At 72.1% G+C, this 21,091-nt stretch carries 16 protein-coding genes; 7 read left to right on the forward strand and 9 right to left on the reverse strand.

Features of this window, described 5'->3' with window-relative positions; genetic code table 11:
* Window positions 1-90 precede the first annotated feature (90 nt).
* Together ACZ52C_RS20830 and ACZ52C_RS20835 are read right to left on the reverse strand one after the other, a co-directional pair.
* Window positions 91-1,911 carry an FAD/NAD(P)-binding protein gene (locus tag ACZ52C_RS20830; RefSeq protein WP_469076105.1) on the reverse strand — a complete coding sequence of 607 codons (1,821 nt, stop codon included), beginning with the start codon at window positions 1,909-1,911 and terminating at the stop codon, window positions 91-93.
* 400 nt (window positions 1,912-2,311) lie between these two features.
* Window positions 2,312-3,571 (reverse strand): DUF5685 family protein, encoded by a 1,260-nt coding sequence (locus tag ACZ52C_RS20835; protein ID WP_469076106.1) that lies wholly within the window; start codon window positions 3,569-3,571, stop codon window positions 2,312-2,314.
* Window positions 3,572-3,874: 303 nt separating this feature from the next.
* Here ACZ52C_RS20835 and ACZ52C_RS20840 point away from each other — a divergent pair, with 303 nt between their 5' ends.
* Window positions 3,875-4,318: a cell division protein SepF gene (locus ACZ52C_RS20840; RefSeq protein WP_045556976.1), complete on the forward strand. Its 444-nt coding sequence runs from the start codon at window positions 3,875-3,877 to the stop codon at window positions 4,316-4,318.
* Between the two features lie 53 nt (window positions 4,319-4,371).
* Here ACZ52C_RS20840 and ACZ52C_RS20845 read toward each other — a convergent pair whose 3' ends face one another.
* Together ACZ52C_RS20845 and ACZ52C_RS20850 are read right to left on the reverse strand one after the other, a co-directional pair.
* Window positions 4,372-5,541 carry an acyl-CoA dehydrogenase family protein gene (locus ACZ52C_RS20845; protein WP_469076107.1) on the reverse strand — a complete coding sequence of 390 codons (1,170 nt, stop codon included), beginning with the start codon at window positions 5,539-5,541 and terminating at the stop codon, window positions 4,372-4,374.
* Between the two features lie 124 nt (window positions 5,542-5,665).
* Entirely contained in the window at window positions 5,666-7,273 is a 1,608-nt protein-coding gene (locus ACZ52C_RS20850) for an MFS transporter (RefSeq protein ID WP_469076108.1), read from the reverse strand.
* 336 nt (window positions 7,274-7,609) lie between these two features.
* On the opposite strand from ACZ52C_RS20850, the gene ACZ52C_RS20855 reads away from it, so the two are divergent.
* Window positions 7,610-8,827 carry a glycosyltransferase family 39 protein gene (locus tag ACZ52C_RS20855; RefSeq protein ID WP_469076109.1) on the forward strand — a complete coding sequence of 406 codons (1,218 nt, stop codon included), beginning with the start codon at window positions 7,610-7,612 and terminating at the stop codon, window positions 8,825-8,827.
* A gap of 239 nt (window positions 8,828-9,066) precedes the next feature.
* Window positions 9,067-10,092, forward strand: a complete 1,026-nt coding sequence (locus tag ACZ52C_RS20860; RefSeq protein WP_469076110.1) for a phosphatase PAP2 family protein — start codon at window positions 9,067-9,069, stop codon at window positions 10,090-10,092.
* A gap of 127 nt (window positions 10,093-10,219) precedes the next feature.
* Here ACZ52C_RS20860 and ACZ52C_RS20865 read toward each other — a convergent pair whose 3' ends face one another.
* Window positions 10,220-10,435, reverse strand: a complete 216-nt coding sequence (locus ACZ52C_RS20865) for an I78 family peptidase inhibitor (RefSeq protein ID WP_045556971.1) — start codon at window positions 10,433-10,435, stop codon at window positions 10,220-10,222.
* Window positions 10,436-10,820: 385 nt separating this feature from the next.
* Between ACZ52C_RS20865 and ctaD the strand changes: the two genes are divergently transcribed.
* A complete protein-coding gene (gene ctaD, locus ACZ52C_RS20870) occupies window positions 10,821-12,551 on the forward strand; it encodes an aa3-type cytochrome oxidase subunit I (RefSeq protein WP_469076111.1) in 1,731 nt (576 codons plus the stop codon).
* A gap of 193 nt (window positions 12,552-12,744) precedes the next feature.
* On the opposite strand, the gene ACZ52C_RS20875 is transcribed toward ctaD, so the two are convergent.
* The 4 genes from ACZ52C_RS20875 to ACZ52C_RS20890 form a co-directional block, all read right to left on the reverse strand.
* A complete protein-coding gene (locus ACZ52C_RS20875) occupies window positions 12,745-13,584 on the reverse strand; it encodes a hypothetical protein (RefSeq protein WP_469076112.1) in 840 nt (279 codons plus the stop codon).
* On the reverse strand, window positions 13,581-14,843 hold the full coding sequence (locus tag ACZ52C_RS20880; protein WP_469076113.1) for a glycosyltransferase family 4 protein: 1,263 nt from the start codon (window positions 14,841-14,843) through the stop codon (window positions 13,581-13,583). Before ACZ52C_RS20880 ends, ACZ52C_RS20875 begins: the two co-directional genes overlap by 4 nt.
* 171 nt (window positions 14,844-15,014) lie before the next feature.
* Window positions 15,015-16,307 carry an ABC transporter substrate-binding protein gene (locus ACZ52C_RS20885; RefSeq protein WP_469076114.1) on the reverse strand — a complete coding sequence of 431 codons (1,293 nt, stop codon included), beginning with the start codon at window positions 16,305-16,307 and terminating at the stop codon, window positions 15,015-15,017.
* Entirely contained in the window at window positions 16,282-16,860 is a 579-nt protein-coding gene (locus tag ACZ52C_RS20890) for an MTB12 C-terminal domain-containing protein (protein ID WP_469076115.1), read from the reverse strand. The genes ACZ52C_RS20885 and ACZ52C_RS20890 overlap by 26 nt, the downstream gene beginning before the upstream one ends.
* Before the next feature lie 133 nt (window positions 16,861-16,993).
* Here ACZ52C_RS20890 and ACZ52C_RS20895 point away from each other — a divergent pair, with 133 nt between their 5' ends.
* Genes ACZ52C_RS20895 through ACZ52C_RS20905 form a run of 3 tightly spaced genes read left to right on the forward strand, consistent with a single transcriptional unit; the run spans window position 16,994 to window position 21,074 of the window.
* Window positions 16,994-17,491: a hypothetical protein gene (locus ACZ52C_RS20895; protein WP_469076116.1), complete on the forward strand. Its 498-nt coding sequence runs from the start codon at window positions 16,994-16,996 to the stop codon at window positions 17,489-17,491.
* Entirely contained in the window at window positions 17,491-20,415 is a 2,925-nt protein-coding gene (locus ACZ52C_RS20900) for an ABC transporter permease subunit (protein ID WP_469076117.1), read from the forward strand. Before ACZ52C_RS20895 ends, ACZ52C_RS20900 begins: the two co-directional genes overlap by 1 nt.
* Entirely contained in the window at window positions 20,412-21,074 is a 663-nt protein-coding gene (locus ACZ52C_RS20905; protein ID WP_469076118.1) for an ATP-binding cassette domain-containing protein, read from the forward strand. The genes ACZ52C_RS20900 and ACZ52C_RS20905 overlap by 4 nt, the downstream gene beginning before the upstream one ends.
* Window positions 21,075-21,091: the final 17 nt, after the last annotated feature.

A 21,091-nucleotide genomic window follows, 5' to 3' on the forward strand; every position in this document is an offset into this window, starting at 1 on the left:
ACCGACCTCTCTCCATTCCGACCACAGACATAGAAACCGCGCAGAAACTGCGAAACCCTCAACGACCGCAGAGCCCCCCTCGGCCGGTCCTCACGCGGCCGCGCGCTGCCCGAGGTCGCGCAGGAACGCCAGTACGGCCCGGGCCGTGGCGTCGTTCTGGCGGAAGGCGGGCCCTCCGGTACGCGGCCGGGTGAACGCGCCCGGCGTACGGCCGTTCGTGTAGGGGCCGAGGGCGAAGCGTCTGGGGTGCGGGCGCCCGGCCCGGTCCAGGACGCGCCCGTCCCGCGGGTCGACGGCGACCAGCCCCTCCGCCGTCTCGACGACACCCCCGTCCTCGTACAGCTCGCGCAGCAACCCGTCCCGCACCCGCGCGACCGTCGGCTCCGGCAGCCGTGCCTCGACCAGCGTTCTCGCCTCGACCGACCCACCGGGCACGGTGGCACCGGAGGCACGGAAGACCCCGTCCACGGCGGCCACCGCCATGTCCGCCCCGACGAAGTTCAGGACACCGGCCCGCGACAGCGCGAGCATCTGCCGCAGCCGGGGCCCGGGCGGTCCGGAGGCCAGGTAGCTGAAGAACCCGTGCCACCACGGCCCGACGTCACCGAGCCGGATCAACTGCCCGTAGACGGAGAGCAGTCCGAAGAAGACACCCAGGTCCGGGCTGAACGAAGGATCGTGGCGGCGTGCCAGATCGGCCTCGACATAGCCGCGCAGACCGTCCTGGAGCTCCTCGAACGACCCGTACCGCACCCCCGCCAACGGGCGGTCCAGCGCGGCCAGGTCCAGCCGGTCGGCCGCGTCCGGCACCGCCGAGGCCACCAGCACCGCCCGCTCCCCCGCGTCCGCGGCCGCGTACTTCTCCTCGAAGTCCGCCCAGTCCATGGCCGTCCGCTCGGGATGGGCCCGGAACAGCCGGTGGTAGTGCGCGAACCCCAGCTCCTTCTCCACCGCCGGCCACACGTCGCGCCGGAAGTCCACCCGCCCGGCCCGGCCCGTCCGCTCCAGCACGGCGTCGACCTCGGCCGGCCCGAAGAACCGGGGCAGCGGCGGCCGTTCGCCCTCCAGGTCGTACCCGATCTTCGAGTGGTACGGCACCCCGCGTCGCGACCCGACGTACAGCACGGGCTCCCGTCCCGAGGGGTGGTACGTCAACTCCCCGTCGGCCTCCCCCTCGTAGCGCCCGCCGCGCCCCTCCGTCAGCAGCACCATGAGGTCGACGAACGCGAGGCCGAAGCCCCGCACGAGCACCGGTTCCCCGGGCGCCAGCGACGACAGGTCGCTGTCGGCCGTGAAGTCGGGCGGCAGATGGATGAGCCCGTGGGCCCGGGCGTAGGCGGCCAACTCCCGCTGCTCGTCGTCGAGTTCGGCGTCCAGATGGCCGAGCGCGAGGACCACGAGGTCCGCGGGCAGCGGACGGGCCCGCCCCTCCAGCCACACATGCTGGCGCCCTTCGGGCGGACCGGTCACCCGGAGCGCCCGCCGCGGATGATGACGGACGGTGACCCCCTCGGGCAGGTCGGCCACCGCGCGGCCGTGCACCCAGCGCAGATACTCGCCCTGGATCCGCCGGTCCGGGAAGACCCGCCCGTCGAGGCCCGCCCACTCGTGCAGGGTGGGCCCCTCCCGTACGGGACCCTCCATCTGCACCGTCTCGTCGGTGAACATGGTGACGTCCTCGGCCTGCGAGTTCATCCACAGCAGCGGCGACTGCTCCGCCCGCCAGATGCGCCCGGCGCCCGGCGGATGGGGGTCGACGAGATGGATGTCGAACCCGGCGCCCGGGTGGAGCGCACCGGCGTTGGCGGCGATCCGTTCGATCAGGCCGGTGCCGCGCGGCCCGGCCCCGACGATCACCAGGGACGGGCGTGAGGAGGGCAGGGAGAGGTGGGAGAAAGAGGCAGACGGCATGCGAAAGGCTCCGTGATGTCCGAGTCGAACACGGGTGCCTTCACACGAGCGCGTCCGGTCGAGTCGGACGCGGACGACCGAGCCCCTCAGCAGCGGTCTGCGCCGAGACTACGGCCGTTGTTCCCCTCGCTGTCAAGGTTGTCCGAACTATGAGCGTCGCGTCTCAAGCCGGTTGACGCGCATTCGGATGCCTGTTCCACTTGGTCCATGCATCCGCAGCAGTGGCTGGTCAAGCGCTCCCACATCGACTTCGGTCGAGTGTGGTCCTCCTCCTGTTGAGCTGAGCCGATCCCACTGCGCGCCCCGGTTCCGCGGGGCGCCGTTCGCGTTTTCCCCCGGCCTTCACACAGCGCCCTCCCCTCGCGCTCCCCTGTTCTCCCGGTCCCGCGCGGCCGCGCTCTCAGCAGTCGCAGCCGCAGCACTCGCACGCGTCACAGCAGTCGCAGTCCCGGCAGATGCCCTCGCGCTTCTTCCGGGACCAGGGACCTTCGTACTCCTTCGCACAACACATCTGACAGGTGCAGCACAGCAGCATGAACATCCCGCATCCCGCCCAGAACCCCCGCCGCCGCGGCGGCTGCGGCGCCGGCCCTCCACCGAAACCACCACCCCCGCCACCGCCGTAGCCCGCGCCACCACCACCGAACGGATTGCCGCCCCCGCCGGCGTACGGATTCCCCCCGCCTCCGATATAGGGGTCACCGGCGCCGCCCGCGTACGGATTCCCCGGCACCTGCGGACCGCCCTGCTGATACGGCCCGCCCTGCTGATGCGGGCCGCCCTGCTGATGCGCCGAGCACACCGGCACGGCCCCGAACGCGCGGTCCACCGACCTGCGCAGTTCGTGAACGAGGAGCAGATGGGCCAGCTTGCCGTCCACGAACTCGGCCTCGCGCAGGGCGAGGCGGATGCCGTGCAGCGCGTCGTCGGCGAGCCGCCGGGCCTCGGTCAGGGAGGTGCCCGTGGCGGTCAGCGGGTTCCACGCGCCGCCGGCGGCGTCGGCGGCCCGGTCCTCCACCGCGTCCAGCAGATGGGCGAGCCGCCCGAAGAGGCGTCCGGCCTCGGCGAGCGGTTCGGCGTTGCCCGGTCGTCCGGCCAGGATCGCCGTGTGCGCGAACGCCGCGGCGGTCGCCGTCTCGGTCGGTTCGGTGACGGTCAGCAGCGGGGTGCCGGGACCGGCGAGCGCCTCGATGCCGAGCTGTCGGTCCACAGCGTCGACCAGCACCGCCGTGTCGAACCCGATGTCCGATCCCGTACGCGCCCCCGCGCGCCCCCAGTTCGTCGCGATCCGGCGCGCGGCGTGCGCCACCGGCTTGCGCGCGAGCAGTCCATCCCCATCGGCGACATGGTCACGCACCTTGGCCGAGGCGAGCACCAGGGAGACGGCGGCGGCGAGCCGCGCGCCCTCACCCTGTGCGACGGAGGCGGTGCGCATCCCGCGCAGCGGACAGGGCCCGGCGGTGCGCCGCCAGTCGGTGGTGCGCTCGGCCTGAGCCTCCGTCAGAACTGAGACCAGCAAGCCGTCATAATTGGTGACGATCCGGGCGAACTGCCCGTGATCACCGCGCAGTGCGAGACAGAGCCCGCACAGATGCGCCATCCATTGCGTCCGCAGCCCCTCGCCCAGCCGATGGCTACAGGGCCTCACCATTCCGAACACGACACTCCCCCGTGTCTCCCGATGCCTCCGCACGCCCCTCGGCGTGGCCGCATCGTAGCCGCCGGAACGTTCACCCGGACGCAGCAGGACTCACCCAAACGCCGTGAACAATATTATTTCACTCCCAGTCAGCAGGTGTGTACAGCGAAGCCCTTGGGGCACATGGACTCTCGACGAATTCGTTCTGCACCAGTACCGTCACGAAACCCCCGTGCGGCGTCTATCCACTTGGCGAGACATCCGCATCATGGACGACGATAGGGATGCGGAAAGCACGAAAGACCGCTGCGAGAGGAGGCGTCCATGGGATCGGTGCGCAAGGCGAGTGCCTGGCTTGGCCTCGTCGACGACAACGATGACGAGCGTTACTACGACGACGACTACGCCGATGAGCGGGAGTCCGGCACCGGCGAGGCATGGGTCACCGACCCTCGTGTCAAGGTCGCTTCCGAGTCGGCGCAGGAGCACGGCCGCCGGATCGGCACGGTCACGCCGGACAGCTTCCGTGACGCCCGGCACATCGGCGAGCTCTTCCGGGACGGCGTCCCGGTCATCATGAACCTCACGAACATGGAGCCCGCCGACGCCAAGCGTGTCGTCGACTTCGCGGCCGGTCTGATCTTCGGTCTGCGCGGTTCGATCGAGCGCGTGTCGAACCGTGTGTTCCTGCTGACCCCCGCCGACACCGAGATCGTCAGCGGCGAGGTCGCGAGCCGCCCGGTGGACGGCTTCTTCAACCAGAGCTGAGGCAGGGCCGCTCGCCGGCCCGTCCTTTCGGTGTCCGGGTCACCCGGCGCGGCTCACCGGAAGGCGTCAAGACCGGTGAGCGCCTTGCCCAGCACGAGTTGGTGCATCTCGACGGTGCCCTCGTAGGTGAGCACGGACTCCAGGTTCGTCGCGTGCCGCATCACCGGGTACTCCAAAGAGATCCCGTTCGCGCCGAGAATCGTGCGGGCGGTACGGCAGATCTCGATCGCCTCACGCACGTTGTTCAGCTTGCCGAAGCTGATCTGCTCGGGACGGAGCCGTCCCGCGTCCATCCGCCGCCCCAGATGGTGGGCGAGCAGAATCCCCTTGTGCAACTCGACCGCCATGTCGGCGAGTTTGGCCTGGGTGAGCTGGAACGCCCCGATCGGCTTCCCGAACTGCTCCCGCGTCTTCGCGTATTCGACGGCCGACTCGAAACAGGCGCGCGCGGCGCCCATCGAGCCCCACACGATTCCGTAGCGGGCGTGCGAGAGACAACTCAGCGGGCCTTTCAGCCCCGTGACGTCCGGCAGTACGGCGTCGGCGGGCAACCGCACGTCGTCCAGGATGAGTTCACTGGTGACGGAGGCGCGCAGGGACCACTTGTGCTTGATCTCCGGCGCGGAGAAACCGGCGGTGTCCGTCGGTACGACGAATCCCCGGATGCCGTCGTCGGTCTGCGCCCAGACGACGGCGACCCCGGCGACGGACCCGTTGGTGATCCACATCTTCCGCCCGTCGAGCACCCAGTCGCCACCGTCCCGCTTGGCGTACGTACGCATCGACGCGGGGTCGGACCCGTGGTCGGGCTCGGTGAGACCGAAGCAGCCGATCACCTCACCGGAGGCCATGCGCGGCAGCCAGGTCTGCTTCTGCTCCTCGCTGCCGAACCGGTGGATGGCGTACATCGCGAGCGACCCCTGCACGGAGACGAGCGACCGGATGCCCGAGTCCGCTGCCTCCAGCTCCAGACAGGCGAGCCCGTACTGCACGGCGCTGGCCCCCGCGCACCCGTACCCCTGGAGCGACATCCCGAGGGCCCCGATGGTCCCCAACTCCCGCGCCAGCTCCCGGATCGCGGGCACCTCCCCGCGTTCGTACCACTCGGCGACGTACGGCATCACCCGGTCCGCCGCCCAGGTCCGCACGGTCTCCCGCACGGCGAGATCCTCGGGGTCGAGCAGATCGTCGAGGCCGAGGAGATCGGCGGGGGCGAAGCTCATGGGTGCACCTCCGGCTCATAAAAACTAGCGACGCTAACCACCGTACCCACTCTCCGCCACCCTCAGCTGCGGGCCGTCCGTGGCCGGCCCGGTTTCCCGCGCCCCTCACGGGCCCGGCCTCGGTTCAGCGCACCGACTCGGCCCGCACCGGCGTACCCGAGGCCTCCCGAGGCCCCGGGACCTCCGCGGAGCCCTCGCACTCCATCCCCCGAGGCAACCGCAACGCCATCACCGCACCGAGCACCAGCAGCGCCGCGCTCACCAGCAGCGTCACATGCAGGCCATGAACGAACGAGTCCCGGGCGGCATGCCGCAGCGCCTCCCCGGAGGACCCGCCCAGCCGGTCCGCGACCTCGTACGCCTCCCCCAGCGAGTGCCCGGCGGCAGCGGACGCCGACGAAGGCACCCCCGGCACGGAGGACAGCCCGGGCGCGTACGCCGCGTTCATCACACTGCCGAGGAGCGCGATCCCGATGCCGGCGCCCAGCTGGTAGGAGGTCTCGCCGATCGCGGCCGCCCCGCCCGCCGACGACGCGGGCGCCTCGCTGAGCATCGACTCGTACGCCCCGAACAGGGTCGTCTCCAGGCCGAAGCCCAGCAGCACGAACCCGGCGAGCAGCAGCCCCGCGTTGTCGTGGCGTCCCATCGCGGTCAGCAGGACGACCGCGAAGGCGGTGAGGCAGAAGCCGGCGGAGACCATGCGGCGCGGCCCGACGCGGTGCAGCATGTGGGAGCCGACGAGCCCGGCGGCCATCGCGGCGACGGTCAGCGGCAGCAGCCGCAGGCCCGTCTCCAGCGGAGAGAGGCCGAGGACCAGTTGCAGATACTGCGCGGCGATCAGTTCGAGCCCCACCAGCGCGAGCATCGCGAGGACGATGCAGCCGACGGAGGTGCTGAACGCGGGGCGCGCGAACATCCGCAGGTCGACCAGCGGATGGGTCCGGCGCCGCTGCCGTCGTACGAACGCGGCCAGCAGGGCGGCGCCGACGAGGAGGGCGAGCGCGGTGCCCGGGTCGAAGGGCGGGTGGCCGCCACCGAGCCGCTTGACGCCGAGGACGACGCCGAAGAGACCGACCGCGGCCATCAGGGCGCCGACCACGTCCCAGGGGCCGTCGCGCTCGCCCGTCGACTCGGGCAGCAGCAGCCGTCCGACGGGCAGGCTGACCAGCATCAGCGGGATGTTGACGAGGAAGACCGCGCCCCACCAGAAGTGTTCGAGGAGGAACCCGCCGAGGAGGGGTCCGACGGCCGCGCCCACGGCGGCGACCGCGCTCCAGATGCCGATGGCGAGCGCCCGTTCACGGCGGTCGGGGAAGACCTGACGGAGGATCGACAGCGTCGCGGGCATGATCATCGCGCCGCCGACGCCGAGCAGGGCACGGGCCGCGATCAGCACATGGGGGCTGTCCGCGAAGGCGGCGAGGGCGGAGGCGATGCCGAAGAGGGCGTAGCCGAGGAGGAGGATCCGTCTGCGGCCGACCCGGTCGCCGAGCGTGCCGAAGAGGATCAGCAGCGAGGCGCAGACCAGCGGGTAGACATCGACGATCCAGAGCAGCTCCATGGCGCTCGGCTTGATGTCCTCGGTGACCGCGGGCACCGCCACGTGCAGCACGGTGGCGTCGACGGCGACGAGCAGCAGGCTGACGCAGAGGACGACGAGGACGACCCAGCGGTTGGCACCGGCCCCGGCGTCCCGACGGCGTGCCGCGGCGGCCGTGGGCGTCCCGGACATGTACGTACCTCCCAGAATGCTCTCGCGTTCGGCGGAACCGGCGGGGCGGGGAGTCCCCGGCGGTCACGGTTCGGGAGGAGCGGTGTCCCGGACCCGCGCAACGAAAGGCGAGCGAGCCGTCAGCGTACGCGAGTTCCCGCCGGTGGAACGTGGTGGGTGTCTCATGGAACGCTCATGTGACGTGTGGCATACGCCACGCGCCGGGCCGTCCACCGGTCCTCCATGGCTCCTTCATCACTCGTCCGTGGTTCCGCGCTCACGGACCATCACGGTTCCTCACGGACCACCACGTGACGGCGTCCGGGCCGGTTCCCGGCGCCGTCGATAATCGAGCGCGTGACCGATCTTGCCACGCGCCCGGCGGCGCCCCTCCTGAGGCGGGCCGCCCCCGCGCTCCTCGGGTACGCGGCCGTGCGCGCCCTGGGCCTCGTCGTCCTCGCCGGGTGGAGCGCGGCGCGCGACAAGAGCGCCCTGACGCTGCTGTCGGCCCGCTGGGACTCGCTCTGGTACACCCGGGTCGCCGAGCTCGGTTACGGCTACGAGGTGCGGCTTCCGAACGGTGACATCCACTCGAACCTGGCGTTCTTCCCGCTGCTGCCCTGGCTGGAGCGGGCGGTGTCCGCGGTGACGCCGCTGTCCTACGCCCATGCGGGTCTGGTCGTCGGCACCGTCGCCTCGCTCGCCGCGGCCTGGGGGATCTTCGCGGTCGCGGACCGGGTGTACGGACGCCGGGTCGGGGTGTGCGCGGTGCTGCTGTGGGCCGTGCTGCCGGTCGGGGTCGTGCAGTCGATGGCGTACACGGAGTCGTTGTTCACCGCGCTGGCCGCCTGGTCGCTGTACGCCGTCCTCACCGGCCGCTGGGTGACGGCGGGCGCGCTCGCGGCGCTTGCCGGGCTGACCCGGCCGGTGGGGCTCGCGGTGGTGGTGGCGGTGTGGGCGGCGGCGATCGTGTCGTACCTACGGGAGCGACGAGACACCCTCCCGCACGCCGGGGGCCCCGCTCCCACTCCCCCGTTCGTACGAAACCGGAGCACGGATATATCGGGAGGCGCTCGCTGGTGGCCGCGCGCCCTCGGGATGCTCCTCGCTCCCCTGGGGACGGCCGGCTATGTGCTGTGGGTCGGCCGGCGCACGGGCAAGGGCCCGCTCGGCTATCTGGACGTCCAGGCGGGGTGGCGCAACGGCTTCGACGGGGGCTACGCCTTCGCGCGTTTCGTCGCCGACAAGTTCACGTCGTTCCCGTCGGCCCTGGCGGGTGTCGGGCTGATCATCGGAGTGGCGTTGATCATTTGGCTGTACGCCGTCTGTGTACGCCAGGGACAGCCGCTCCCGCTGCTGGTCTACACGGGGGTCGTCACCGCGCTGGCGCTGTGCGCGTCGAGCTACTTCGGCTCCAAGCCCCGGCTGCTGATGCCGGCCTTCCCGCTGCTGCTGCCACTCGCCCGCGCGCTCGCCGGTGCGCGTACACCCAGGTCAGCGGCGGTTCTCGGCGCTGTCGCGGCGGTGTCGGCCCTCTACGGGGCGTTCTGGCTGAATGGTTCCGGTCCGCCGTGACCGGTCCGCGACGGACAGCGAGCATTCGGGTAATTCCGCACGAGCAATCGGTGAACGAATTCAAAAGGGCCGCAAAACGACCGCTCTACATTAGGCCATGGAATTGAAGGCCGAGTGGCGCAACGATTCATCATTCAGCAGAAATAAACATCATTCTGAGAGGAATCCCACATCACGGCGTCATCACAAAGCCGGTGATTCACGCCGCGTACGAGCTCACTCGCTGTAACGTCGATTGAGTGCGTACCGAACTAAAGCCGACCCGTCTGGACCGGGTCTTCTCCAGGCTGGACCGTGAGCCGGAACGGCCGGCCCACATCGATGTACCGGTGATGACCCGCCACCGGGTGGTGCTGTTCGCCTCCACCCTGGCCTTCTACGTCGCCATCGTGTGGGCCGTCGTCGTCACGTCCTGGCTGGTCCGGCTCGACTGGCAGATCATGTTCTTCCGGCCGTACCAGCAGTGGCAGCAGATCCACGCCTTCCTGGACTACTACGTCGTCCTCGGCCAGCGCGGCCCCACCGCCGTGATGGTCGCCGCCTGGCTGGGCTGGCGCTCCTGGAGACAGCACACCCTGCGGCCGATGCTCGCGCTCGGCGTGTCGCTGCTGCTGCTGAACATCACCGTCGGCGCCGCGAAGCTGGGCATGGGCCGGCTCGGTCCGCACTACGCCACCGAGATCGGCTCCAACGAGATGTGGCTGGGCGGCGACATATTTCCTTCGGGACACACCGCCAACGCCGTGGTGACCTGGGGGATCCTGGCCTATCTGGCGTCGACGCCGAGGGCCAGGCGCTGGCTGTCCGCGCTGTCCGCCGTGATCTCGCTCGGCGTCGGCCTCACCACGGTCTACCTGGGCACGCACTGGTTGAGCGACGTCCTGCTGGGCTGGGCCGCCGGTCTGCTGATCATGCTGGCGCTGCCCTGGTTCGAGCCGTTGATCGCCCGCGCGGAGGTCTGGCTCTTCTCCCTGCGGGACGCCTGGCGCGACCGTCGTACGGCGCCCGTCCCGGTGTCCGCGCCGGCGCCCGCCGTGGACACGGCCCCGCTGCGGACACCCGCCGAGGAGCCCGCGAGCGCCCGGGAGACCGGCATCGCGGCCCGCACCGCCCATCCCCCGATCGTGCCGCTGCATCTGTCCCCCGGCCCGCATCTGACCAGGTCGGAGCGGGCCCCGGTGACGCCGCTCGGCACCCGTAGGCCGCCCCACGCCGACCGGGTGGCCCGTAACGCGCCCTCGGCCCGACCGGTCGCGGGCGGCTGACACCAGACCGGTCGCGGGCGGCTGACACGAGACAGCGGGGCCCGGTACGCACAGCCCATGCCCCGCACGGCGAAGGCCCGGCTCCCGAGGGAGCCGGGCCTTCGCCCGTCCTGGACCGCGTTCGGCCTCAGCCCTTCCAGGCGCGCCTCACCCGTCCGTCCTCGACCTCCAGATTCAGCCGGCCGAAGCGGTACTCCATGGTGATGATCGCGCCCGGCGGCAGCTTTCTGACCGTGGACCAGCCGCGTTCGGCGGCGCGGCGCTCGGCCTGCGGCGCCTCCAGACCGACGTAGGCGTCGGGGTCGTCCCGGGGCTCTTCGGAAGGGGTGGGAAAGGGTGCCATGACCGCCACGGTAGGCGTCCGGGGGCCCCGCTGTCGCCCCGCAGTCACGCTTCTGTCACAGAACCACGACACCCGTTTCGGCCCAACGCAGTCACACGTACGAGCGGTTCCTTACGCCTTCCGCGTGCTGCCGAACGTAATTCCCGACCGCTTCGACACCATCACGAATAGCCCGTCGGAAAGCATGTCCGGGGCCGTGTGTGTCCGGTGCATGTCCGGCCTTTTCCCACCGATTCCCGGACGGCTCCCGGAAGTCCCCGACTCATGGGAAATACACGGTTCCCACACACTTCCCCCGTACGCCCCCTGTCGGAGCGGACCGGGGCACGCGCATCATGGCGTGCGTGCATCACGGGCCCAGGACGCGGCAGCGAAGGGGCGAGCGATGGGGACCGAGACCGTGCAGGCGCCGACCCGGCCGTCGGGAGCGAGGACACCGGGGCAGCTGGTGGTCGACTGGCTGACCACGACCGACCACAAGAAGATCGGCCATCTGTATCTGGTCACGTCCTTCCTGTTCTTCCTGGCCGCCGGCCTGATGGCGCTGGTGATGCGCGCCGAGCTGGCCCGGCCGGGCACCCAGATCGTGGACAACGAGCAGTTCAACCAGTTGTTCACCCTGCACGGCACGATCATGCTGCTGCTCTTCGCGACACCGACCTTCGCCGGGTTCGCCAACGAGATCATGCCGCTCCAGATCGGCGCGCCCGATGTCGCCTTCCCCCGGCTGAACATGCTGTCGTACTGGCTGTTCCTGTTCGGCGGGCTGATCGTGCTGGGCTCGCTGCTGGCGCCCTCGGGGCCCGCCGACTTCGGGTGGTTCGCCTACGCGCCGCTGAACAACGCGGAACGGTCGCCGGGGATCGGTGCCGACATGTGGATCATGGGGCTGGCGCTGTCCGGGTTCGGGACGATCCTCGGCGCGGTGAACTTCCTGACCACGATCATCGGGATGCGCGCCCCCGGTATGACGATGTTCCGGATGCCGATCTTCACCTGGAACACGCTGTTCACGTCGATCCTGATCCTGATGGCGTTCCCGGTGCTCGCCGCGGCGCTGCTGGTCCTGGAGGCGGACCGGCGCTTCGGCTCACAGGTCTTCGACGCGGCCAACGGCGGCGCGCTGCTGTGGCAGCACCTGTTCTGGTTCTTCGGGCACCCGGAGGTCTACATCATCGCCCTGCCCTTCTTCGGGATCATCACGGAGATCATCCCCGTCTTCAGCCGCAAGCCGATCTTCGGCTATCTGACGCTGGTCGGGGCCACGATGGCGATCACCGGGCTGTCGGTCGTGGTGTGGGCGCACCACATGTTCGCCACGGGCGCGGTGCTGCTGCCGTTCTTCTCGTTCATGAGCTTCCTGATCGCCGTGCCGACCGGGGTGAAGTTCTTCAACTGGACGGGGACGATGCTGAAGGGCTCGCTGTCGTTCGAGACGCCGATGCTGTGGGCGACCGGTTTCCTGGTGTCGTTCCTGTTCGGCGGGCTCACCGGGGTCATCCTGGCCTCGCCGCCGATGGACTTCCACGTCACCGACTCCTACTTCGTGGTCGCCCACTTCCACTACGTCGTCTTCGGCACGGTCGTCTTCGCCACCTTCGCGGGGTTCTACTTCTGGTGGCCCAAGTTCACCGGGAAGATGCTCGACGAGCGGCTCGGCAAGATCCAGTTCTGGACGCTCTTCGTCGGCTTCCACACCACGTTCCTGGTGCAGCACTGGCTGGGCGCCGAGGGCATGCCGCGGCGGTACGCGGACTATCTGGCCGCCGACGGGTTCACGGCCCTCAACACGGTCTCGACGATCGGCTCCTTCCTGCTGGGCCTGTCCACGCTGCCGTTCCTCTACAACGTCTGGAAGACCTCCCGGTACGGCGTGCGGGTCGACGTCGACGACCCGTGGGGCTTCGGCCGGTCGCTGGAGTGGGCGACGTCGTGTCCGCCGCCGCGCCACAACTTCGTGACGCTGCCCCGGGTGCGCTCGGAGTCCCCGGCCTTCGATCTGCACCATCCGAGGTTCGCGGCGATCACCCCGCCGCAGACCCGCAGGGGCCAGGAGCGGACACCGCACCCCCGATTCGGCCAAGAACGGCCGACAGGCGGTCCCGAAGGGGCCTGATCGTCCCGGTCAGCCCCTCCGGTTCGACCGACGTCGTCGAAGACGACGGCGGTAGCGGCCGAGCGCAGCCCGACGGCCACCGCGGCCCGTGCCGGGGCCGGCGTTGACCGGATAGCCCAGTTCGCGCCATCGGCGTCGCCCGGCCACCGGGGTCCGGTGGCCGGGGTCCGGTGGCCGGGGTCCGGGGCCCGGCTCAGTCGGCGGCGGTGACCGTGACGGACAGGTCGTTGTGGGCCGTGTAGTACGGCTCGCCCTCCACCGAACCGTGCGCCGACTCGGCGCGGGACTTGGGATAGACGAAGACCGGGTGCTTGTCGACGACGTCGTCGAGCAGCCGGGCGACCCGCACCTTCGGTCCGTCCTCGCCCCCGGGTCGCAGCCACAGGTCCCAGTGGCCGGGCCGCAGTGCGCCGTAGGCCACGGTGAAGCGGACCTCGCCCGCGTCGCCGTGCGCCGTGAGGTCGGTCCGTACGGCGGTCAGCACCCCGTTCTGGTCGGTGAGTTCGGCGTACGCCCCGGGCGTGGGCTCGGCGCCGTACAGCCGGGCGGTCACCTCCAGCCGGCCCTCGCCGATGTGCAGTTCACCGGCCTCGGCGTGCGGGGAGCGCTCCCAGCTGCGGATGGTGAGGTTGCCGTGCTTGGTGCCGTACGGGATGCGGACGGCGATCCGCTCGGACGAGGCGGCGGGGGCGCGGTCGACGAGGGAGCGCAGGTCGTTGACGCCCGGGGCCAGGCGGCGCGGCTCGCCCTCGGCCGTCTGGAGGTAGACGTCCCAGAGGCCCTCGGGGACGTCCGCGCTGCTCGGCAGCGCGGCCCTCAGCACACCGTCGCCGGCCGGGGTGAGCGGCAGGCGCACCTTCTCCTCGCCGCCGCGGAGGACGAGCAGCAGATGGGCGGGGCCGGTCTCGCCGCGGTCGGGTACCTGGAAGGTCAGGCCGCCCGCGAAGTCGGCGACACAGTCGGCGCGGGGGGTCGTGGCCCTGTCCTCCGGGTCGTCGCGGTGCGTGGGCTGCTGGGGAGCCAGCGTCATCATGCGGTGCGCCCCTTCTTGAAGGCGGACCGTCCGGCATCCCGCACGGCGTACGCGCTGCCGAGCAGCGCGCCACGGGTACGGTGCAGCGAGCCGCGCATCCGGCCCACCGAGGAGGTGCCGCCGCGGGAGACGAGGTCGCCGAAGAGCGTCTCGTAGCGCTCGGCGATGCGGGACGGGTCGAAGCGCTCGGAGTCCTTGAGCGCGGCCTGCGCCATCTGCCGGCGCCGGTCGTCGTCGTTGATGAGTTCCAGCAGACCGTCGGCGATGGCCTTGACGCTGCCGACCTTGACCAGGCGACCGTCGACGCCGTCGTCGATGATCTCGCCGGGTCCGTGCGGGCAGTTGGTGGAGACCACCGGCAGACCGCAGCGCATGGCCTCGACGATCGTCATGCCGAACGACTCCAGGCTGGAGGTGACAGCGGCGAGGGACCCCTTGGCCCACTCGGGCTCGATGGGGTTGGCGGGACCCATCAGATAGACGTGGTTGTAGAGGCCCAACTTGTCGACGAGGGCGCGCAGTTTGTCCTTCTGCTTGCCGCCGCCGTAGATCCTGAGGCGCCAGTCGGGCCGCTCCTCGCGCACCTTGTCGAAGGCCTTGATGAGCAGGTCGTACCGCTTGACGGGCGCGAGGCGCCCGGCGGCGACGACCCACTTGCCGGTGCCGTCCGCCGGGTCGACGGTGGGCGCGGGCACCGGGTTGGGCACGGCCTGGAGGCGGACGCCGGGCAGCCGCATCTTCGAGCCGTACGCGCGCGCGTCGGCCTCGGTGGTCGTGGTGAGGGCGTCGAGCCTCGGGTAGACGCCGCGCAGCGTGGCGCGCAGGGCGGCGGAGTGGCTGTCGAGCGTGAGGTGTTCCTGGCCGACGCGGATCGGGCCGCGGCGGGTCTGGCGTGCCATGTGCACGTTGAGTCCGGGCCGGGTGCCGACCAGGACGTCGGCGTCGACCGAGGCGAGGTGCTCGGCGATGCGCCGGTCGGTCATGACGCTGTACTGCCCGTAGCGGCCCTCCGCGCGCGGGAAGACCTTGGCGGGCCGCTCCAGATCGGCGTGGCCCTTGTCGGCGCCGCCCTCCCGGATGTCGACGAGGCCGCGCAGCCGGACCCTCGGGTCGACGTCGAAGACCGGCTCGTCACGGTGGCGGAAGACGGAGACGATCTCCACGTCGTGCTGCTCGGCCAGGGTGTTCGCCAGGTTGTACGTCGTGCGGATCGTTCCCCCGATCCCGTACGCGTTGTGTATGAGGAAAGAAATATGCATGCGTCCCCCGAGCCCCTGTTTTCCCTGATCAACCGTCAATGGCGCTGCTGGTCCAGCGCCATACGGTTAGACCGGGCCTCCCCTGGAATGGTTGGACATCATCATCAACTTGTTTGCGAACGGTTGTGTGATCGATAGCCGGACGAGGCAACCTGTTCGCCTCGAAACGCATCAGGGGCCGTAGGGCAGTTGCGGAACGTCGAAGCAGGTGTCGTTCATGTCGCCCTCGCTCACCCACCCCTTCCCGTCCTTCCAACGGGCCACGGACACACAGGTCCGGCGCGTCGTCGGGGGCTCGGCGAGCCGCTCGAAGCGGACGGGGAGGAGCAGTCCGTCGGCGCTGTAGGGCTCGTCGCGGTTCAGGAAACGGTCGACGCAGGCGCGTGTGACGCCCTCCGCGCTCGTGGCGCACGATCGCGCCGCGTCCGTGAACCACATCGCGGCCGCCCAGCCCTCCAACTGCCACTGGGAGTGCGTCTTCAGCCCCTTCGTCGCGTCCCGGAACTCCTTCACGGCCGGGTCGCCGACGTCAGCGTGATTACGGCTGGAGCCGGTGGCCCACAGGGCGTTGCGGCAGCGCGGGGCGTCCGCGTAGTCCTCGGCGACCGTGGAGGTCCAGTTCTGCACGTTGGTGACCTTGGCGGTGATGTCGGCGCCCACGTCGTCCAGCGCCTGGCAGAGGCGGGCGTTGCCGTGGCCGTCGATGGCGTCGAAGACCAGGTCGGCGCCCTGCTCCTTGATGTCGGCGGCGGCCGCGCGGAAGTTGGGCAGCGCGAAGTCGACCTGCTCGGTGACCACGTCGTACCCCTCGGCCCGCAGCCCCCGCACCACCAGGCGGGCGTACGCGGCGGATGCCGACTGGTTGTAGGAGACCACGGCGGCGGTGTGGGCGCCGTGCTCGCGCTCGAAGTAGCGGTAGACCTCGGTGCCGCCGTACTGCTTCCCGTCCCAGCCGGTCGTGCCGTGCCGGGGCGCGAGGCTGCCGTAGACGCTGTACAGGTACGGGTACGTGTCGTACGCGGGCCCGATGGGCTGGCCCCCGATGTCGGGCACGCGCGCGCGTGCGACCCGGGCGGCGCCCGCGTAGTCGAGGGCGGTGGTGGCGACCAGCGCCACCACGCCGTCCTCCTCGACGAGCCGGTGCACGCACTCGTTGTTGCCGACCCCGCTGCCCCCGTCGTCGCACTCCCGCACCTCGACGCGACGGCCGTCGACGCCGCCGCGCGCGTTGAGCGCGGCGAAGTAGGCCTTCGCGCCGTCGCGCGGTCCGGTGAACGCCGTGCCGCCGACGGGGCTGGTGACGCTGGCGATGATCCCGACGCGCAGCGGCGCCCGGCCCGACGGAGCGGGCGGGGCGCTCCCCCGCTCGAAGTCGCTCTCCGGGAGCCGGCTGCCGCAGGCCGTGGCCAGCAGGAGCAGCAGGCCCGCGGCGGCCGTCTCAGCAGCCCGGGCCCGGTGTCGCATTGCCGCTCAGCGCGACCAGCCCGCACAGGGTCTTGACGGACACCTTCCAGGTGCCGTCCTGCTCGACGGCCGTGCCCGCCGCGTCGGGCAGTGCCGTGGCGCCCTCCAGCAGCAGGGTGTAGGTGACGTCGGCGCCGGTCGCCGAGGTGAACTCGATCTTCCGGACCTCCGCCTCGACCTGCCCGCCGCGCTCGTCCCCGCTGAACGCCGCGAGGACGGGGCCCATCTCGTCGCCGTTCTCCAGCACGGCCTGTTTCTCCTTCGTGGAGGTGGCCGGGTCGAAGAACGCCTTCCAGTTCTTCTTGATCTCCTGCTCGGCCGCCGCCGTGTCCGCGGGCGCGCTCGCGGACACGGTCTCCTCGGCGGGTTCGCTCGTCGTCCGCTCCACGGAGGGTGTGGGCGGAGGGCTGTCACCGCCGCCACCGCTGTCGTCGCTGCACGCCGCGAGGGCCGGGGCGAGGAGCAGGATCAGGGCGGCCGTCAGGGCCGTTCCCCGTCCCGCCGCCCCGGACCCGCGTCCGTTCGCCCGCCTGAGGTCGCTCCCGAGAACCATCTGGCTCACCACCGGGTGTCGGTCCGGACGGCATGCGCCCGGTTCTTTCAGGGTCAGCTTGCAGAAGGCATAGTGCAAGCCATCGGCTGTGATGGACAGACACACGACGTGTGGGGAGTCCCGGATGCCCCGGATGCGGACAGCCCGACCGCGCACCGCGCGCCCCGTCCTCTGGGCCGGCTGGGCGGGCTGGGCCGCGCTCGCCGGCGGCGCGGTGCTGTGCGTCGTCGGCTGGTACGGCGTCTCCGGCGAGCGCTTCGCCGCACGCCAGCTCCCCTATCTGGCCTCCTGCACGGTCCCCGGCGCCGCGCTGATCGTCGCGGGCGCGGTCCTCCTCGCCCACGGCGGGAACGTCCTGGCCGCCGCACGGGTCGAGGAGTTGTACGGCCTCCTGGTCGCCGCGGAACCCGGCGACGACGACACCTCCCCGCAGGCGCCGGGCGGCCCTCTCGCCACCAGCGGCACCCTGCTGATGGTGCCCGGCGGCACCCTCTGGCACCGCGCCGACTGCCCACTGGTGGCGGGGAAGGCGGAAGCGGTGCCGGCCGACTCCCGCGTGCTGACGAGCGGCGCGCTGCGACCGTGCCCGATCTGCGAGGCACCCTCCCGGGGCGACTCCGCGGAGGGCTGATGGCGTCGCTGACGTACGACCTCACGCTGGCCGGGCTGTCGGTCGGCAGCGCGGCGGCCCTCACCGGGATCGGCCTGATCGTGACCTACCGGGCGACCGGTGTGCTCAACTTCGCGCACGGGGCGATCGCCGTGGTGTGCGCGTATCTGCTGCGCCAGTTCACCGTGGAATGGGGATGGCCCCTCTGGCCGGGGGCGTTGGTGACCCTGCTGGTCGTGGCGCCCTCGATCGGCCTGGTCCTGGAACGTTTCGTCTTCCGCCCGCTCGCCGTGCTCGGCGGTGACCCGGCACAGTCCCTCGTCGCCTCCATCGGCGTCTTCGTCCTCCTCGTCGGCGGGACCGCGCTGCTGTGGGGGCAGGGCCCGCGGGACGACGCCCCGACCCTGCTCGCCGCCGATCCGTGGGGCCAGCTGGCGATGGCCCTCGCCCTCGCGGCGGCCGTCGGCGCGGTCACCCGCCGGACGCGCTTCGGCCGGGAGCTGCGCGCCGTCGTCGACGACCGCTCCCTCGCCGTGCTCGGCGGCATCGACGCGGACCGGGTCGCCGCCGCGGGCTGGGCGTTCGGCTCCTTCACGGCGGGTCTGACGGGGGTTCTGCTCGCCCCCTACGTACGCCTCGACCCGTACGGCATGCCGCTGCTGGTGATGGAGGTGGTGGCCGTGGCGGTCGCCGCCCGGATGCGGAGCCTTCCGGTGGCCGTGCTGGTCGCGCTGGGTGTCGCGGTCGCGCAGAGCCAGCTGACCCGCTTCCATCCGGCGGGCTGGGCGGAGCCGCTGCTCCGGGCCGTGGGCGCCAACCTCTTCGTGGTCGCCCTCCTCGTGGCGGCCCTGGTCCTGCCCGGTGTGGGCGACCGCGACGCACCGGCCCGCACAGCGACCGCGCGGGTCCGCACGCCCGGCGGCGCGTGGATCGTGGCCCTGCTGCTGTTCCTGATCCCGCTGGGCTTCGCGGGCCAGGACCTGCACACGGCCGTACAGGTGCCGGCCCTGGGGGTGGTCCTGCTCTCCCTGGTGGTGGTGACGGGCCGAGGCGGGCAGATCTCCCTGGGCCAGGCGGCCTACGCGGGTCTGGGCGCCCTGTTCACGGCCCTCCTGACAGCCGGGCGCTTCCCGTTCCTCCCCGGCCTTCCCGCACCGGCCGCCCTCCTGGTCGCCGTGCTCCTGGTGGCCCCGCTCGGCCTGCTCACCGGCTGGCCCGCGATCAGCCGCCACGGCCTGGCGCCGGCGCTGGCCACGTTCGCCGTGGGGGTCGGCGTCAGCCGCTTCGTCTTCGCCCAGCCGTACGCGACCTCGGGCCTCGACCTCTCCCGTCCCCCGGGCTTCGAGAGCGACCGCGCGTACTACGTCCTCGAGTTGGCCCTGCTCTGCCTGGCGCTCCTGGCCACCCACGCCCTGCGCCGGGGCCGCACGGGCAGGGCGCTCGCCGCCGTGCGCGACCACGAGCCCGGGGCGTCGGCGGCGGGCGTGCGCGTCCCGTCGCTGAAACTCGCGGCGTTCGTCACGGGCGCGGCCCTCGCCGCCCTCGGCGGCGGCATGCTCGCGATGGGCGTGCGCGCCTTCGACCCGGCCGCCTACGACCCCGTCCGCAGCCTCCTGTGGTTCGCCGCGGTCGTCGTCCTCGGCGCGGACAGCTCCCTCGGCGCCCTCGCGGCGGCCGCCCTGCTGGTGGGCCTGGACGCGGGCACCGAGGGCGGTGTGGCCACGGCGGTCGTCGGCGCCCTGGCAGTCCTGATCGGCCGGCTCCCCGGCGGCCCGTACGAGGCGGTGCGGAGGGGATTCGCACGACTGCGACCGGGGGTTCGTGGGGAGCTGACCCCGGCGGGGGTACGCGCTCGGGAACGGGTGCGGTCGGGCGCGCCGGCCGAGGTGGGGCGGAGGGGGCCGGTGAGGACCCGAGCCGCGGGAGTCGGGGCAGGCAGGCACGCGACGGCGGACGGCGGGGCGGCCGGAGCCGGAACGGGCACGCGGGAGACGGCGAGGGGGCGACAGGGCGCGAGTCCCGGCAGCGCACGAGCTGCGGGGCACGGCGGGGAGCCGTCCCGGGCCCCGCACCAGCCACTCGGGCCCGACGCCGGCACCCACCGGCCCCCCGCGCCTCCCGCCGACACCGATGCCCGCACCGCCGGCGGCGAAGCCGCGGCCGCCGCCTCGGCCGACGTCGGCGCCGCCACCGGCACCAGCACCAGCCGCCCGCCCGAAAGCCGCGCCGGCACCGCCCCGCCTCCCTCCTCTCCTCCCGCCCCCTCCCTCCGAGCCCGCGGCCTCCGGGTCCGCTACGGCGGATTCGCCGCCCTCGACGGTGTCGATCTCGATGTCCTCCCGGGGCGGATCAGCGCGGTCGTCGGACCCAACGGTGCCGGGAAGAGCACCCTCTTCCACTGCCTCGCCGGAACCATGCGCCCGGACAGCGGACAGGTGCGGCTCGGCGAGCGGGACATCACCCGGCTGCCCGCGCACGCCCGTACCCGGCTCGGCCTCGGGCGGACGTTCCAGCAGCTGGCGGTCTTCCCGTCGTTGAGCGTGGCGGACAACGTACGCGTCGGCGCCGAGCAGGGCCGGATCTCCGATCCCGGGGCCGTGGAACGGACGTTGCGGCTGTTCGGGCTGGACGGGGCGGTGCGCACGGCACCGGCGGCCGGGCTGCCGACCGGGACCCTGCGGAGGGTCGAGCTGGCGCGGGCGCTCGCCGGCAGCCCCCGCGTGCTGCTGCTCGACGAGCCGGCCGCCGGCCTCGACTCGCCCGAAGTGGCCGCCCTCGCCCGCGTACTGCGCGCCCTCGCCGACGACGGCACGGCCCTGCTCGTCGTCGAGCACGACCTCGACCTCGTCGCGGAACTCGCGGACGTCGTCCACGTCATGGCGGCGGGCCGCATCGTCACCTCCGGCCCGGCCGGCCACGTCCTCGCCCCGGAGGCCGGACGATGACCGTCGTCTCCCTCCGCCGCGCCCGCGTCCGCTACGGCCCCCTGGAGGCCCTGCACGGCCTCACCCTCGCCGCCCCGGGCCCCGGCCTCACCGTGCTGCTGGGCCGCAACGGCTCCGGTCGTACGACCGCGCTGCGGGCCCTCGCCGGCACGGTCGCCCTCTCCGGGGGTGCCGTGGTGTGGGACGGGGCCGACATCACGGGGACACCCGCGTACGAGCGCGCCCGGCGGGGCCTGGTCCTCGTACCGGAACGACGGGCCGTCTTCGGCGCGCTCACCGTGCGCGAGAACCTCGAACTCGCCGGGCCCGGCCTCTCCCGCGCCCTGGACGCCTATCCGGCGCTCGAACCCCTGCTCCCCCGCCGAGCGGGCACCCTCTCCGGCGGCGAGCAGCGCATGCTCGCCCTCTGCCGGGCCCTGTCGGACCGGGCGCGCGTCGTGCTCGTCGACGAACCCACCCAGGGCATGTCGCCCGCGGTCGCGGCCCGTACGTACGAGCTACTGAGCGGTCTCGACGCCTGTGTGGTCCTCGCCGAGCAGCGCCTGCCGCCGGCGGTGAGCGGGGTACCGGGCGTCCTCGCGTACGAACTTAGGCGCGGGGCACTGGCGTTCGGCGGGGAGGCGACCGAACTCGCCCGACCGGCCGGCGGACGGGGCTGAGCGGGCCGGGGCCCGGA

The sequence above is a fragment of the Streptomyces sp. NPDC034049 genome (genome assembly GCF_055575575.1).

What these genes read in the sequence shown, in the direction of transcription:
- ACZ52C_RS20885 (WP_469076114.1), bottom strand. Translation starts at nt 16,307, where the DNA reads ATGCGACACCGGGCCCGGGCTGCTGAGACGGCCGCCGCGGGCCTGCTG.
- ACZ52C_RS20845 (WP_469076107.1), bottom strand. Translation starts at nt 5,541, where the DNA reads ATGAGCTTCGCCCCCGCCGATCTCCTCGGCCTCGACGATCTGCTCGAC.
- ACZ52C_RS20905 (WP_469076118.1), top strand. Translation starts at nt 20,412, where the DNA reads ATGACCGTCGTCTCCCTCCGCCGCGCCCGCGTCCGCTACGGCCCCCTG.
- ACZ52C_RS20865 (WP_045556971.1), bottom strand. Translation starts at nt 10,435, where the DNA reads ATGGCACCCTTTCCCACCCCTTCCGAAGAGCCCCGGGACGACCCCGAC.
- ACZ52C_RS20830 (WP_469076105.1), bottom strand. Translation starts at nt 1,911, where the DNA reads ATGCCGTCTGCCTCTTTCTCCCACCTCTCCCTGCCCTCCTCACGCCCG.
- ACZ52C_RS20900 (WP_469076117.1), top strand. Translation starts at nt 17,491, where the DNA reads ATGGCGTCGCTGACGTACGACCTCACGCTGGCCGGGCTGTCGGTCGGC.
- ACZ52C_RS20880 (WP_469076113.1), bottom strand. Translation starts at nt 14,843, where the DNA reads ATGCATATTTCTTTCCTCATACACAACGCGTACGGGATCGGGGGAACG.
- ACZ52C_RS20840 (WP_045556976.1), top strand. Translation starts at nt 3,875, where the DNA reads ATGGGATCGGTGCGCAAGGCGAGTGCCTGGCTTGGCCTCGTCGACGAC.
- ACZ52C_RS20890 (WP_469076115.1), bottom strand. Translation starts at nt 16,860, where the DNA reads ATGGTTCTCGGGAGCGACCTCAGGCGGGCGAACGGACGCGGGTCCGGG.
- ctaD (WP_469076111.1), top strand. Translation starts at nt 10,821, where the DNA reads ATGGGGACCGAGACCGTGCAGGCGCCGACCCGGCCGTCGGGAGCGAGG.
- ACZ52C_RS20875 (WP_469076112.1), bottom strand. Translation starts at nt 13,584, where the DNA reads ATGATGACGCTGGCTCCCCAGCAGCCCACGCACCGCGACGACCCGGAG.
- ACZ52C_RS20895 (WP_469076116.1), top strand. Translation starts at nt 16,994, where the DNA reads ATGCGGACAGCCCGACCGCGCACCGCGCGCCCCGTCCTCTGGGCCGGC.
- ACZ52C_RS20850 (WP_469076108.1), bottom strand. Translation starts at nt 7,273, where the DNA reads ATGTCCGGGACGCCCACGGCCGCCGCGGCACGCCGTCGGGACGCCGGG.